Here is a 12,223-nt window from a genome sequence, read left to right as displayed (position 1 = left end):
TAGTAATGAAGACGCTCAAACTGTTCGGTGCCACCTTGGCGCTCCTCGCCTCACCTGTGGCCCATGCCGCCGAGGGCATGGATTGCTGCAAGGAGATGAAGAGCTGTTGCTGCAAGAAAGAAGGCGACAAGCCGGGCTGCTGCGACGACATGAAAAAGGACAAGCCCCACCCACAGGGCCAGTGACGAACGGGAGGGAGGCGTCCGCGTCTCCCTCCTTTTTTGACGATTTTACTCCAAGCTAACCAGGGGGCGTGACTGGAAAAGCGCCAGGAAATTGCTGATCTCAAACAATGTAGTCTTGAGGACGGGCAAGCCAGTGCTGGAATACAGAAACGCTCAGCTCGACGAGCGGCAAAAGAAAGTTACACGGCCAAAGCCTGCGGAGCTACAGCTGCCATGACGCTAAGGACGTGGGCTCGGAGCCTCAAGCGTGACGTGGTGGCGCTCTGGCTCGCCGCACGCGATCCCCGCGTCCCTTGGTACGCTAAGGCACTTGCGGGCGCTGTCGCAGCGTACGCACTAAGTCCTATTGATCTCGTTCCAGACTTCATTCCGATCCTCGGCTATCTGGACGACTTGCTTATCGTTCCGGCGGGGATTTGGCTTGTGGTCAGATTGGTTCCAGCACCACTGATGGCGGAGTTTCGCGAGGAAGCAAATCGCCGTGCCGAGAAGCCTACCAGCTACGCCGCAGCCGCCGCTATCGCCTTGATCTGGATAGCCGCCGTGGCGGGGTTAATCTGGCTGTGTTGGCAGTGGATCTGATTATCCCGTTTAATGACGGGCGAAGACTTTCTGCCCGTCTGATCCAAAGGCGATGACGCTATAGCGCTGCGCTTGCACTCCCGGTACTTCCATGCCGGGCGAGCCGATCGGCATTCCGGCCACCGCGAGGCCCTTCACACCCTTCGGTCGCGTCGCGAGCGCGCGCTTCACATCAGCGATGGGGACATGCCCCTCGAACGCCATGCCGTCGATGATCGCGGTATGGCAGGACGACAACGCCGCAGGCACGCCAGCCTTTTGTGCGAAGGCAGCGCGCTGCGGATTATCGATCATCCGCACTGGTCGCTTGATTTCGCGTTGCGCGATCGCCGCCCATTTTGTGCAACAACCGCAACCCGGATCACGATGCACCACGACGTCGGCGGCAAACGCCGAAGTGGCCACCAACAGCAGAACCGTCGTGGACAATGGCTTCAAAATCATCGTCGTTGTTTCCTAACCTTCCAACATGGTTTTCATCTGCGCGATCTCCTCGCGCTGTGATTTGATGATCTGTCGGCACAATGATACCAGTTCGGGATCGCTGAGCGATGCCTGTTCGCACATCAGGATCGCGCCTGAATGGTGCGGAATCATGGAGCGGAGAAATGCGGTGTCGTCGATCGTAGTTTGAGTTCGGATCAATGCGAAGCTGCCGAAGAACGCGACGGCTGATCCGGCAAGCAGCAACACATTGAGGCGCTTGGACGGAAACATGTCTCGCATCGCCACGATCATCAGCACAACCATCGGTGCGACCATCATCAGCGTCATGTAGAGCATGTTGAGGTTGTTGTAGAAGCTCGACAGCTGGTCGATCATCACGAACATCACCAGATACATGATGACCCCGCTGATCGCGGTCTGCAGTGCAAGGCTGCGATAGGAAGTCATTGCATTCTCCTTTGCCGTTTTCGACAGTCTCCGACGCTTAGAACCAGGCCCTGATCCCGACGACGAAGGTGGTTGCAGAAGGGTCTTCACCGTCAGCGCGAGCGAAGCGCGCGGTGCGACCGAATTTCGATGAATGCGAGATGCCGATATAGGGCGCGAACTCGCGCACGATCTCATAGCGCAGACGAAGATCGAACTCGGCGTCGGAGAGTCCCGCGCCGATTCCGCTCTCGATCACATCCTGCGCCGCCAGATTGAACTCGATGCGCGGTTGCAGGATCAGCCGCTGGGTAATGCGCTGATCGTAGCTGGCGGCGAGGCGTCCCAGCACATCGCCCTTGGTCGATATGAACGCATGAGCCTCGACTTCAAACCAATAGGGGGCAAGCCCCTCGATGCCGAACGCGGCATAACTACGCGCCTTGGGCTCGAAATCGTGACGGACGCCGGCCTGCAGGTTGAAATATGGGCCGATGGCGCGGCTGTAGAGCGCCTGCACCTCGGCGCTTTCGACCGCCTCGCCGAAACTGCCTTCGCCTTCGCTCTTGACGACCAGCCGGTCGATGTCGCCGCCGAACCAGCCTTCGCCTTCCCAGCGATAGCCCTCGCGCCCCTTGCGGATTTGCAGCTCGGCGATGTCCAGCATGACCTGGCTAAAGGTGCCGCCGCCATGCTCGCTGCGCAGCGCTTTGCGCGCGCCGGTCATCGCCTCGCGACCCCAGACACGGTCGGCATAGTTCGGCTCGGGCGCGGCGGGTGCCGGAGCGTTTCCGGCGGGGAGCGCGGTCCCGCCGCTGCCGGTGCTCGGTGCATCGGCGGCCATGTCAGGTATTGCCGAGCTATCGCCATCGGCTTTCTCGGGCGTAGCGGGGGCTGCACCCGCGGGTGTGCAATGCCCCATTGCCGCATGTTCAGGTGGGCAGGCCGGATCGATGGCCGGTGCCGCCTGCGCCGGTTTGGTGGGTGTCGCCTTCGCCGCCGGTTTCGGCGCCGGACGCGGCTTCGCTACCGGCTGTGGCTTGGGCGCGGTTTTCGCCGGCATTTTCATGCCGGGCATTTTCGAGTGATCCATCGTCTGCGCGGCGACGGGGGCGGCCAGTGCGATGGCGGCGGTGGCGAGGAGCAGCATCTTCATGCGCCCTCTCCCCCGCGCGGGCGGACAGTGACGACCTGCATCATCCCGGCATGCATGTGATAGAGCATGTGGCAGTGGAACGCCCAGTCGCCGACCGCGTCGGTGGTGACGTCGAAGGTCACCGTGCCGCCCGGCTGCACCTGCACCGTATGCTTGCGCGGCGCATATTCGCCATGTCCCGTCACCAGCTCGAAGAAATGGCCGTGGAGATGGATCGGATGGCCCATCATCGTGTCGTTGACGAGCGTCACGCGCACCCGCTCGTCCTGCAGGAACGGGATCGGATCCTTGACCTCGTTCAGCTTCTCGCCGTCGAACGCCCACATATAGCGTTCCATATTGCCGGTGAGGTGGATGCGCATCGCCCGGTCGGGTGCTCGCACATCGGGGTTGCGATCGACTGCGATCAAATCACGATAGACCAGCACCTTGTGCCCGACATCCGCCAGCCCCTGTCCGGGCTCGCCGGTGCGGTCCATCGGCATCGGTGAGATCGTCTGGACCGTCGGCGTCTTCTTTACGCCAGGCGCGACGGCGAAATCGCGCATCGAATGGTCCATACCGGCCATGCCGCCACCAGCTTCTGCCGCACCGCCCGCTGCGGGCGTGCAATGGCCCATCGCGGCATGTTCGGGCGGACAATCGTCTGCACCCGGCGTCGCGGCCGCGCCCGCCATCGCACCGTGATCCATGCCGCCCATGCCCATATCCTTCATGGTGGCGATCGGCCGTTTGCGTAAAGGCGGCACCTCCGCCGCCATTCCCGCGCGCGGGGCGAGTGTGGCGCGTGCCATGCCCGAGCGATCGACGCTTTCGCCAACCAGCGTATAGGCGCGGTCGTCGGACGGCTCGACGATGACATCATAGGTTTCCGCGACGGCGATCTGGAACTCGTCCACCTGCACCGGGCGCACATTCAACCCGTCGGCCTGGACGATCGTCAGCTTCAACCCCGGAATGCGGACGTTGAAGGTGGTCATCGCCGAGGCGTTGACGACGCGCAGCCGCACCCGCTCGCCGGGCATGAACAAGGCGGTCCAGTTGTCGCGGGGGCCATGACCGTTGACGAGATAGCTATAGGTCGAACCGGTCACGTCGGACACGTCGGTCGGGTCCATCCGCATCTTGCCCCAATCGAGGCGATCCTTCGCCGGCTGGCCCTCGCCGCGCAGATGATCGGCCAGCGTCTGCTTCTGATAGTTGAAATAGCCGCCCTGCTGTTTGAGCTTCTTGAAGATGATGTGCGGGTGCATCTCGCTATGGTCGGACAGCACGACGACATGCTCGCGGTCGGAAGCTATCGGGTCCGTGCCTGCCGGATCGATCACGATCGGGCCGTAATGGCCAAGCTGCTCCTGCAATCCCGAATGGCTGTGATACCAATAGGTGCCGGCCTGCTTGACCGGAAACTCGTACATGAAGGTCGAGCGCGGCTTGATGCCCGGAAAGCTGACGCCCGGTACGCCGTCCATATGAAACGGCAGGATCAGACCGTGCCAGTGGATCGAGCTGTCCTCGTCAAGCGCATTCTCGACGTGCAGCCGGACGTTCTGCCCCTCGCGCAGCCGGATCAGCGGACCCGGGATGGTCCCGTTGATGCCAATCGCGTGGCTTTCGCGCCCGTCGATCGTCATCATCTGGTGCGCGATGCGTAGGCGGATATCCTCGCCGGATACGCTCGGCAGCGCCTGCACGATGCCGGCCGACACCGGTTGCGCCCACGCCGGAAACCACGGGGCGAGGGCAAGCGAGCCACCGCCAAGTGTGGCTCCGCGCAGCAGATTACGACGGCTTAGCAACAGCGACATGTGATGTAAGGCTCCGATGACGTTACCCGCTTTACGCAGAAGATCGGTTTGACCCTCATCCCGATCGGCAAAAGACTGCACGGATCAACCCGTGTATCAAATCCGGGCAGGCCGTCCGTTGGAGAAGAACGCGCGGACCCTGGCCGTGTGCCGTTCGGTGTACCGCGCGAACAGCGCCGACAGCAAGATCGCTACCACAAGCACCACGACGACAAGCATGACGCTCGCTCCGGTCGCGGGCAAACGCTTGTCGTCGAGCAACAACGCAGCGGCAAAGGCGATGACCGGGAAATGCAGGATATAGAGCGAGAAGCTCGCCTGCGCGCCATAGCCGGCGAACGGCCTCAGCCAGCGCGGCGCGCGCAATTCGACGCGCAGCAACGCGTAGAGAAGCACTGCGAACGTAAACGCCAGCGGCAGCTCGACATCACCTAACCCGAAGAGTCGCGAATAGATCAGGGTTCCGAGGAACGGGACACTTGCAACGATCAGCCACAGGCGGCGTAATGGCTGCAAGCTCTGACCCCCGGAACGGCGGGTCACCCAGAACAATGCCGCCCCGCAAAGCCAGCAGGCAAAGCCAACCAGCATATTCGGCACGATCCAGGCAAGGAGCAGGGTGGCGAGCAGCGGCGACGGGCGTCGACTGCGCCAGCTGACCCACAGTGCCGGAAACCAGATATAGAACCAGAATTCATACGCCAGGCTCCACAACGGACCGTTGGTGCCGAACGGAGCCACGGCAATACTCTGGAGAAACAGGATGTTGCCGAGCAGCGTCTGCCATCCCAGCCGCTCCGCGAGGTTGTTGTTCAGCACATAAGTGTCGGTCGCGCCGGTGTGGGTCGAGGATTCAAGGCCGTAGAGACCAATTGCGTCTAGGATGCCCCCGATCGCAAGCGCGGGGAGCAAGACGACCAGCAACCGCGCCAGCCGGTCGATCATATAGCCTGTCCAGACCCAACCTGCCGTCATTCGCCGGTCGACGCTCTTTGCGATCCAGTAACCGCTGAGGACGAAGAACAGGATAACGCTGGCATGGGCGAAACCGGCCAGAAAATAGCCTGCCGACGCTATCGTCGAAGCCTGTCCCGGATAGTCGGCAATGAGCAAATACCAAGCGTGGGCGAACGCCACTGTCACCGCCAGTACGCACCGGAGGGCGTCCATGACGATGAAAGCCCCGCTTGCCCGCGTCTCTACACCGCAGTCGCGCGCCTGCGGATCGCCGCCCCCGTCTGTTTGGTCCACCGCCCCCATGCGGATAATACGACGCCCGGGCGCGCATCCCTTGCGCCATCTACAAGATTTCTACGGCGACGCTCTATGACAGCGACGCAGTCAGCCGCTGACGTGCGCGATACAGGCGCGTCTCGACCGCCTTTTCGCTGATCCCAAGCGTCTCGGCGGTCTCAGCCTGGCTCAGCCCCTCGATCGTGCGGAGCACCAGCGTCTCGCGCAGATTGCCCGGCAGTTCGGCGATGGCGGCCGTGACATGCCGCAATTCCTGGCGATCGGCGGTCGCGGTTTCGATCGACGGCGTCGCGTCGGCGGTGTCGGCGGCATGATCGATCGGCAACACGACCGCGATCAGGCGGCGTATCGCCCGGCGGCGGCGCCAGTCGCGGGCCTTGTTGATCGCGATGCGCGAAAGCCAGGGGCGCATCGACCGCGCCATGTCGTAGCGCCGCAGCGCGCGATGCGCGGCGACGAAAGCTTCCTGCACGATGTCGAGCGCTTCGTCGTCGTCACCGACGATACGCGCGACGAGCCGGTGCAGTGGATCCTTATGGCGGCGCACGATTTCGGCGAACGCCAGCTGACTTCCACCAAGGCACAGGGCGACCAGTTCGCCGTCCGTGCGGTCGGCAAGTGCGTCGGTCACCGTGCGTCTTCGGTCAGTGCCTTGGTCACTGCGGCGTCAAACTTCGCCGCCTGATCGGGTTTGAGCAGCGCCCGCATCGCGAAGATATGCGCCAGCGTTTCCTTCTGAAGCTCCCCCATCGTGCGGTGCGAAGCATCGACCGCGGCGGCGACGCGCGGGCCGTTGCCGTGCTCGGCGGCGATCGCTTCGGCAAGCCGGGCGTTCTCGGCCTTCATTTCCAGTTCGAGCGCGCGACGGCGCACGGCAAACGCTTCCTCAAGTACATGCAGCTGCCGTTCCTGAGCCGGGTCCAGACTCAATTGGTCGTGAAGAACCGCATGGAGCTCAGCCCCGGGCTGTGCCGCCGGTTCGACAAGATATCGTCCGGCGACCACCCCGAGCAATGCGGCGAGGAAAACCAGTATCACGATGATCCCGGTGCGCCGTGTGTTCATCGGGTCGCGCCCAGCAGTGTCGATGGGGCGAGCGGGCTGGACGCGCCCAAAGGCGACAGCACCGGCGCGGCCTGCGCATCGGTCGATGGAACGACATTGCTGAAAACGCCGAGCGCCAGTGCCAGGCCCATCGCCCCCAACGTGGTGCCGGCACCAAAGCCCGCAACCGGCTGTTGCGCGATCGCATTCAGGACTCGGTCTTCCAGACCCGCCAGTCCCCGATGCGGCGTTCCTGTCGCCAGCCGCTGAAGGGCATCGTCGATATTGGTTTGCATGACTGCCTCGTAATCCGCTGCTTCCCATACGTATGAGAATGCACGATCCCTCAACTACGCCGGTTTGAGGGGTAAAAACCGGTACTGCGTATTGGGGGCATATCATAGGAGTTCGAGATGAAGTTCAATCCATTCGCCGCCGTCATCGCCGCCCTCGCCATGGTGCTGATCCCGGCAACCGCGTTCGCACATCCCAAGCTGGTCGCGGCGACGCCCGCCGCGAACGCAACGGTCGCGCGCACGACGACGATCACGCTGACCTTCAGCGAGCGCCTGACGCCCAAGCTTTCCACTGCCACGCTGATCATGACCGGGATGCCGGGAATGGCGAACCACCCCGAAATGAAGATGGCGGGCGTCACCAGCGCCGTTTCCGCCGATGGCAAGTCGATCATCCTCACCTCGGCCAAGCCGTTGCCCGCTGGCAGCTACCGCGCTGACTGGGTCGTGATTGGCGCGGACACGCATCGCATCACCGGCCAGCACAGCTTCAGCGTCCGCTGATCATGAGCGACTGGGTGGCGGTCGGCCTGCGCTTCGCCGCCTATGCCGATCTCATGCTGTTGGCGGGCCTCGCCATGGGTGGCGGTCTCGGTCGACATGCGCCGGCGATTGGCGGACGTGTAATAGGCTGGCTGGCCATACTAGGCGTAGTCATCACAATCGCCCAGCTTGCTGCGACGTCCTTGGCCATGACTGGCTACGACCTGGCCATACTGGATCGGGAAATGCTCACGTTCATGGCGTTTGAAACGCCGATGGGCATCTCCCATATCGTGCGCGCCGCAGCGCTCGGATTGCTAGCGGCGTTCCAGCTCGCCGGGCGGGCGAGCAGGCCGGTTGCGGCCGCGCTGGCGCTCGTTGCGCTGGGTTCGCTAGCCTGGACCGGTCATGCCGGCGCATCCGAAGCGGCGCTGGGCTGGGCGCACCGCAGCAGCGATATTGTTCATCTGGTTGCGGGCGCGCTGTGGATTGCAGCGCTGGCGATGTTCGTGCGGCTCCTGCTGTTAGACTTTGCGACGCCGGGCGCGGCGACAACGGCGCTCGCCGCACTGGCACGCTTCTCCGGCATCGGTGGGATCATCGTCGCGGCGATCGTCGTCAGCGGAGCGATCAACCTTGTCGCAATCGTCGGGGTCGACGGTCTCTCCACGACATTTGGAACACCATACGGACAGCTACTTGTGCTGAAGCTCACCCTGTTTGGCGTCATGCTTGCTCTGGCCGGATTCAACCGCTGGCGGCTCGTGCCGACCCTGGAGATGGCATTGGGCGGCGATAGGCAGGCCATCGCGCAGCACCGATTGCGGCTGGCGATCCTGGTCGAGACGGTGGCGGCGGTGCTCATCCTCGCTATTGTGGCGATCCTTGGAACTTTGTCACCGGTCGACTGACTGGCACGGATCGTCCGTCCGGGCGTTGTGGTGGATCTTAGGAGAAAGCCATGAAGAATCTTGCAATCCCGCTATTGCTCGCCGGGTCGCTGACGGTGGCAGGTTGTTCTGACAATGCGCAGCAGAATAGCGCGCACGATATGGCCGCCACGTCGGCCGCCAACGGAACGATGCCGATGGACATGTCAGCCGCCAGCCCCGGCGACCCGCCGGCGACCCAGGGGTACAAGAAGTCGATGAACGACATGATCGCCAACATGCCAAAGTACACTGGCGAGGCCGACACGGATTTCATGCGGCAGATGAAGGGGCATCATCAGGCGGCGATCGCCATGGCCGAAACCGAACTGCGTCACGGTGACGATCCAGAGGCGCGGGCGTTGGCGGAGAAGATCATCAGAGACCAGCGCGCGGAGATCGCCGAAATCGACACTTGGCTGGCGGCCCAGAAATAAGCAGCTTGACCCTGACATGATGTCAGACATTATTGCCGGGTCATGGAGGACGACTCGATGACCCATGCCGACCATAACGCTCATAACAAACACAGCTGTTGCGCGACCCAGCCCTCAACGTCGGCAGTCAGAGATCCCGTATGTGGCATGACCGTCGACCCCGCGACAACGGCGCATCATGCCGCGCACGACGGCGAAGATTACCACTTTTGCAGCGCTGGCTGTCGGACCAAATTTGTCGCCGACCCTGACAAATATCTGAGCAATGCCCCGCGTCCGGAACCCAAGGCAATGCCGGGCGCGATCTGGACCTGTCCGATGCATCCTGAAGTCCGTCAGGAGGGTCCGGGCACCTGCCCGATTTGCGGCATGGCGCTCGAACCGGAGGAGCCTTCACTCGACGATGCGCCCAATCCGGAGCTGGTCGATTTCACCCGCCGCTTCTGGGTATCCGCCGCGCTCGCAGTACCACTGCTAATCGTGTCGATGGTCGCCGAGATGCTGGGCATCGAGATCGTCAGCCCCGCCGCGTCGCCCTGGGTTCAACTCGCGCTTTCTGCGCCGATCGTGTTGTGGGCGGGCAAGCCTTTCTTCGAGCGTGGCTGGATATCGATCCGGACGCGGCGCCTCAACATGTTCACGCTGATCGCGATCGGCGTCGGTGCCGCTTTCCTCTACAGTCTGGTCGCGACTTTCGCGCCTGGCCTGTTCCCGCCCACGTTCCGCATGCACGGCGGCATGGTGCCAGTCTACTACGAGGCAGCGGGCGTCGTGGTGACGCTGGTGTTGCTCGGGCAAGTGCTGGAACTGCGCGCCCGCGCGGCGACGGGACGCGCGATCCGCGCGCTGATGGATCTTGCGCCCAAGACCGCGCGCCGCATCCGCGGTGACGGCTCGGAGGAAGAAGTGTCACTCGGTGACGTGGCGGCGGGCGACAAGCTGCGCATCCGGCCGGGCGATGCGGTTCCGGTTGACGGCATAGTTATCGAAGGGCGTTCGTCGGTCGATGAATCGATGCTCACCGGTGAGTCGTTAGCAGTCGGGAAGTCGGCAGGCGATGCGCTGACCGGCGGAACCGTTAACGGTACTGGCAGCCTCGTCATGGAAGCCCGTGCGGTGGGCGCGGACACGATGCTTGCACGGATCGTGCGGATGGTTGCCGAGGCACAGCGCAGCCGCGCCCCGATCCAGGCGGTTGCCGACCGCATTTCGGGCTGGTTCGTGCCGCTGGTGGTCGCAATCGCGATCGCGGCGTTCATCGTATGGAATTTCGTTGGACCGGAGCCGCGCTTCGGCCACGCACTGCTCAATGCCATCGCGGTCCTGATCATCGCCTGTCCGTGTGCGCTTGGCCTCGCCACCCCAATGTCGATCATGGTCGGCACGGGTCGCGGCGCACATGCTGGCGTCCTCGTCAAGAATGCTGAAGCGCTACAGGCACTGGAAAAGGTCGATACGCTCGTGATCGACAAGACCGGCACGATCACCGAAGGCAAGCCGAGGCTCGTTGCCACCCAAGCCCTGCCGGGATTCGACCAAGACGATTTGCTTGGCCTAGCCGCTGCGGTCGAGGCACAATCCGAGCATCCGCTCGCACACGCCATCGTGACGGCCGCGACGGAACGCGGTGCCATCGTTGGAAAGGTGGAGAACTTCGAATCCCAGACCGGTCTGGGTGTCAGCGGAGTGATCGATGGCCGCATCGTCGCGATCGGCAACGCTGCGCAGATGACCCGCGTCGGCGCCGATCCGTCCGCGCTGGAGGCTGCTGCCGACCCGCACCGGAAGACTGGAGCCGGGGTCATGTTCATCGCTATCGACGGGTCGCCGGCAGGACTGCTCGCGGTCGCCGATCCGGTCCGCGCCAATGCCCGCGAGGCGATCGCCGCGCTGCGCGCCGAGGGTCTGAAAGTCATCATGCTTACGGGCGACAACCAGGCCACTGCCGACGCGGTCGCGCACGCGGTAGGCGGCCTTGACGATGTTCGTGCCGATCTCAGGCCAGAGGACAAGGCGCGTATCGTTGACGAACTGAAGGCGGCTGGGGCGAAGGTCGCAATGGCCGGCGACGGCATCAACGACGCGCCCGCACTGGCGGCGGCGGACGTGGGGCTGGCGATGGGAACGGGTACCGATGTGGCGATCGAGAGTGCGGGGATGACGCTGACCCGTGGAGATTTGACCGCGATCGTCCGAGCACGCAGACTGGCCGATGCGACGATGCGCAACATCCGCCAGAATCTATTCTTCTCGTTCCTCTTCAACGGGCTCGGCGTACCGATTGCGGCGGGCGTGCTCTATCCCCCGTTCGGCATCCTGATGTCGCCGATGTTCGCGGGCGCGGCGATGGCGCTGTCTTCCTTCACCGTCGTCCTCAATGCCCTGCGCTTAAACCAGGTGAAACTATGAAAATCGGACCCGCGTCGGAGGCGAGCGGTGTCTCGCAGCGGATGATCCGGCACTACGAGAAGATCGGCCTCGTCCCGGCACCGCCGCGCCGGGACAGCGGCTACCGCGATTATTCCGACGCCGACATGCATCGGTTGCGCTTCATCGCCAACGCCCGCGACCTTGGCTTCCCTATCGAAGAGATCAGAACGCTGCTTGATTTGTGGGACGACGGCGCACGGTCGTCGGCCGACGTTAAGTCGCTGGCGACCGCGCGCGCCGAGGAACTACACCGCAAGGCAGAGGCGCTCGAAAAAATGCGGCGAGCGCTGCTTGATCTGGCGGCACGCTGCTGCGGTGACGACCGCCCCGACTGCCCGATCATAGACTCGCTTGAACGACCGGCCTGATGTTCTTCTTTGGTCGCATTGCGTTCGTGAACGATCAGGGCGCATGATCAACTACGCGCGATTTGCTCTAGGCGACAGTCTCGTGTTGCTCGGTGGGGTGTGCTGGGGCCTGGGCAGGCCTTTCTTGATGATCAAGGGCCGCATCAACCGGCACGCCTTCGTTCCGGCGGAAAACATGCTTGGTCCGTGGAAATCCAGCCTTTTCCAGAAGATATGATGGTGCTATTGATGGTGTTGGTGATTTCCCACTGCCAATTCGCGTAGGAAATCAGCTACTTGGGTGCCGATGGGAGTGTTCTTCTGGCACCAGCCACCCATTCGCAGCACCTCGCGCGAATGAGCTAAAGCCCCGGAAAACCTAGATTTTTTCCCGATCAG

Annotated in this window: 16 protein-coding genes; 8 read left to right on the top strand and 8 right to left on the bottom strand. The window is 63.2% G+C overall.

Going from position 1 to position 12,223, the window contains the following annotated elements:
- Positions 1 to 5: 5 nt before the first annotated feature.
- Both LRS12_RS11395 and LRS12_RS11390 read left to right on the top strand, forming a co-directional pair.
- Positions 6 to 185, top strand: a complete 180-nt coding sequence (locus tag LRS12_RS11395) for a hypothetical protein (protein ID WP_257844683.1) — start codon at positions 6 to 8, stop codon at positions 183 to 185.
- A gap of 255 nt (positions 186 to 440) precedes the next feature.
- Positions 441 to 767, top strand: coding sequence for a YkvA family protein (locus LRS12_RS11390; protein WP_374580842.1), 327 nt, complete (start codon positions 441 to 443; stop codon positions 765 to 767).
- Positions 768 to 776: 9 nt separating this feature from the next.
- On the opposite strand, the gene LRS12_RS11385 is transcribed toward LRS12_RS11390, so the two are convergent.
- From LRS12_RS11385 to LRS12_RS11350, 8 genes are all read right to left on the bottom strand, one after another.
- Entirely contained in the window at positions 777 to 1,211 is a 435-nt protein-coding gene (locus tag LRS12_RS11385) for a DUF411 domain-containing protein (RefSeq protein WP_257844681.1), read from the bottom strand.
- 12 nt (positions 1,212 to 1,223) lie between these two features.
- Complete coding sequence (locus LRS12_RS11380; protein ID WP_257844680.1) at positions 1,224 to 1,661, bottom strand: DUF305 domain-containing protein; 438 nt, start codon at positions 1,659 to 1,661, stop codon at positions 1,224 to 1,226.
- A gap of 37 nt (positions 1,662 to 1,698) precedes the next feature.
- On the bottom strand, positions 1,699 to 2,796 hold the full coding sequence (locus LRS12_RS11375; RefSeq protein ID WP_257844679.1) for a copper resistance protein B: 1,098 nt from the start codon (positions 2,794 to 2,796) through the stop codon (positions 1,699 to 1,701).
- Positions 2,793 to 4,604, bottom strand: coding sequence for a copper resistance system multicopper oxidase (locus LRS12_RS11370; protein ID WP_257844678.1), 1,812 nt, complete (start codon positions 4,602 to 4,604; stop codon positions 2,793 to 2,795). Before LRS12_RS11370 ends, LRS12_RS11375 begins: the two co-directional genes overlap by 4 nt.
- Positions 4,605 to 4,700: 96 nt before the next feature.
- Entirely contained in the window at positions 4,701 to 5,774 is a 1,074-nt protein-coding gene (locus tag LRS12_RS11365; protein WP_257844677.1) for an acyltransferase, read from the bottom strand.
- A gap of 154 nt (positions 5,775 to 5,928) precedes the next feature.
- Entirely contained in the window at positions 5,929 to 6,489 is a 561-nt protein-coding gene (locus LRS12_RS11360) for an RNA polymerase sigma factor (protein WP_257844676.1), read from the bottom strand.
- A complete protein-coding gene (locus LRS12_RS11355; RefSeq protein WP_257844675.1) occupies positions 6,486 to 6,923 on the bottom strand; it encodes a periplasmic heavy metal sensor in 438 nt (145 codons plus the stop codon). Before LRS12_RS11355 ends, LRS12_RS11360 begins: the two co-directional genes overlap by 4 nt.
- Positions 6,920 to 7,198 carry a hypothetical protein gene (locus tag LRS12_RS11350; RefSeq protein ID WP_224921278.1) on the bottom strand — a complete coding sequence of 93 codons (279 nt, stop codon included), beginning with the start codon at positions 7,196 to 7,198 and terminating at the stop codon, positions 6,920 to 6,922. The genes LRS12_RS11355 and LRS12_RS11350 overlap by 4 nt, the downstream gene beginning before the upstream one ends.
- A 117-nt stretch (positions 7,199 to 7,315) precedes the next feature.
- Here LRS12_RS11350 and copC point away from each other — a divergent pair, with 117 nt between their 5' ends.
- Genes copC through LRS12_RS11320 form a run of 6 tightly spaced genes read left to right on the top strand, consistent with a single transcriptional unit; the run spans position 7,316 to position 12,062 of the window.
- Complete coding sequence (copC, locus tag LRS12_RS11345) at positions 7,316 to 7,702, top strand: copper homeostasis periplasmic binding protein CopC (protein WP_257844674.1); 387 nt, start codon at positions 7,316 to 7,318, stop codon at positions 7,700 to 7,702.
- 2 nt (positions 7,703 to 7,704) lie between these two features.
- Positions 7,705 to 8,592, top strand: a complete 888-nt coding sequence (gene copD, locus LRS12_RS11340; protein ID WP_257844673.1) for a copper homeostasis membrane protein CopD — start codon at positions 7,705 to 7,707, stop codon at positions 8,590 to 8,592.
- Between the two features lie 50 nt (positions 8,593 to 8,642).
- Positions 8,643 to 9,047, top strand: coding sequence for a DUF305 domain-containing protein (locus LRS12_RS11335; protein WP_257844672.1), 405 nt, complete (start codon positions 8,643 to 8,645; stop codon positions 9,045 to 9,047).
- A gap of 57 nt (positions 9,048 to 9,104) precedes the next feature.
- Positions 9,105 to 11,456: a heavy metal translocating P-type ATPase gene (locus LRS12_RS11330; RefSeq protein ID WP_257845491.1), complete on the top strand. Its 2,352-nt coding sequence runs from the start codon at positions 9,105 to 9,107 to the stop codon at positions 11,454 to 11,456.
- Complete coding sequence (cueR, locus tag LRS12_RS11325) at positions 11,453 to 11,845, top strand: Cu(I)-responsive transcriptional regulator (protein WP_257844671.1); 393 nt, start codon at positions 11,453 to 11,455, stop codon at positions 11,843 to 11,845. Before LRS12_RS11330 ends, cueR begins: the two co-directional genes overlap by 4 nt.
- Positions 11,846 to 11,888: 43 nt before the next feature.
- Positions 11,889 to 12,062: a hypothetical protein gene (locus LRS12_RS11320; protein ID WP_257844670.1), complete on the top strand. Its 174-nt coding sequence runs from the start codon at positions 11,889 to 11,891 to the stop codon at positions 12,060 to 12,062.
- Positions 12,063 to 12,223: the final 161 nt, after the last annotated feature.

The sequence above is a fragment of the Sphingomonas sp. J344 genome (genome assembly GCF_024700005.1).
Classification (GTDB): Bacteria; Pseudomonadota; Alphaproteobacteria; order Sphingomonadales; family Sphingomonadaceae; genus Sphingomonas.
This window is presented reverse-complemented; position numbering and strand designations above follow the sequence as displayed.

Coding starts and splice junctions, on each gene's coding strand:
- LRS12_RS11335 (WP_257844672.1), top strand. CDS start 8,643: ATGAAGAATCTTGCAATCCCGCTATTGCTCGCCGGGTCGCTGACGGTG.
- copC (WP_257844674.1), top strand. CDS start 7,316: ATGAAGTTCAATCCATTCGCCGCCGTCATCGCCGCCCTCGCCATGGTG.
- LRS12_RS11375 (WP_257844679.1), bottom strand. CDS start 2,796: ATGAAGATGCTGCTCCTCGCCACCGCCGCCATCGCACTGGCCGCCCCC.
- LRS12_RS11330 (WP_257845491.1), top strand. CDS start 9,105: ATGACCCATGCCGACCATAACGCTCATAACAAACACAGCTGTTGCGCG.
- LRS12_RS11350 (WP_224921278.1), bottom strand. CDS start 7,198: ATGCAAACCAATATCGACGATGCCCTTCAGCGGCTGGCGACAGGAACG.
- LRS12_RS11385 (WP_257844681.1), bottom strand. CDS start 1,211: ATGATTTTGAAGCCATTGTCCACGACGGTTCTGCTGTTGGTGGCCACT.
- LRS12_RS11370 (WP_257844678.1), bottom strand. CDS start 4,604: ATGTCGCTGTTGCTAAGCCGTCGTAATCTGCTGCGCGGAGCCACACTT.
- LRS12_RS11320 (WP_257844670.1), top strand. CDS start 11,889: ATGATCAACTACGCGCGATTTGCTCTAGGCGACAGTCTCGTGTTGCTC.
- LRS12_RS11380 (WP_257844680.1), bottom strand. CDS start 1,661: ATGACTTCCTATCGCAGCCTTGCACTGCAGACCGCGATCAGCGGGGTC.
- LRS12_RS11395 (WP_257844683.1), top strand. CDS start 6: ATGAAGACGCTCAAACTGTTCGGTGCCACCTTGGCGCTCCTCGCCTCA.
- LRS12_RS11355 (WP_257844675.1), bottom strand. CDS start 6,923: ATGAACACACGGCGCACCGGGATCATCGTGATACTGGTTTTCCTCGCC.
- LRS12_RS11365 (WP_257844677.1), bottom strand. CDS start 5,774: ATGGACGCCCTCCGGTGCGTACTGGCGGTGACAGTGGCGTTCGCCCAC.
- cueR (WP_257844671.1), top strand. CDS start 11,453: ATGAAAATCGGACCCGCGTCGGAGGCGAGCGGTGTCTCGCAGCGGATG.
- copD (WP_257844673.1), top strand. CDS start 7,705: ATGAGCGACTGGGTGGCGGTCGGCCTGCGCTTCGCCGCCTATGCCGAT.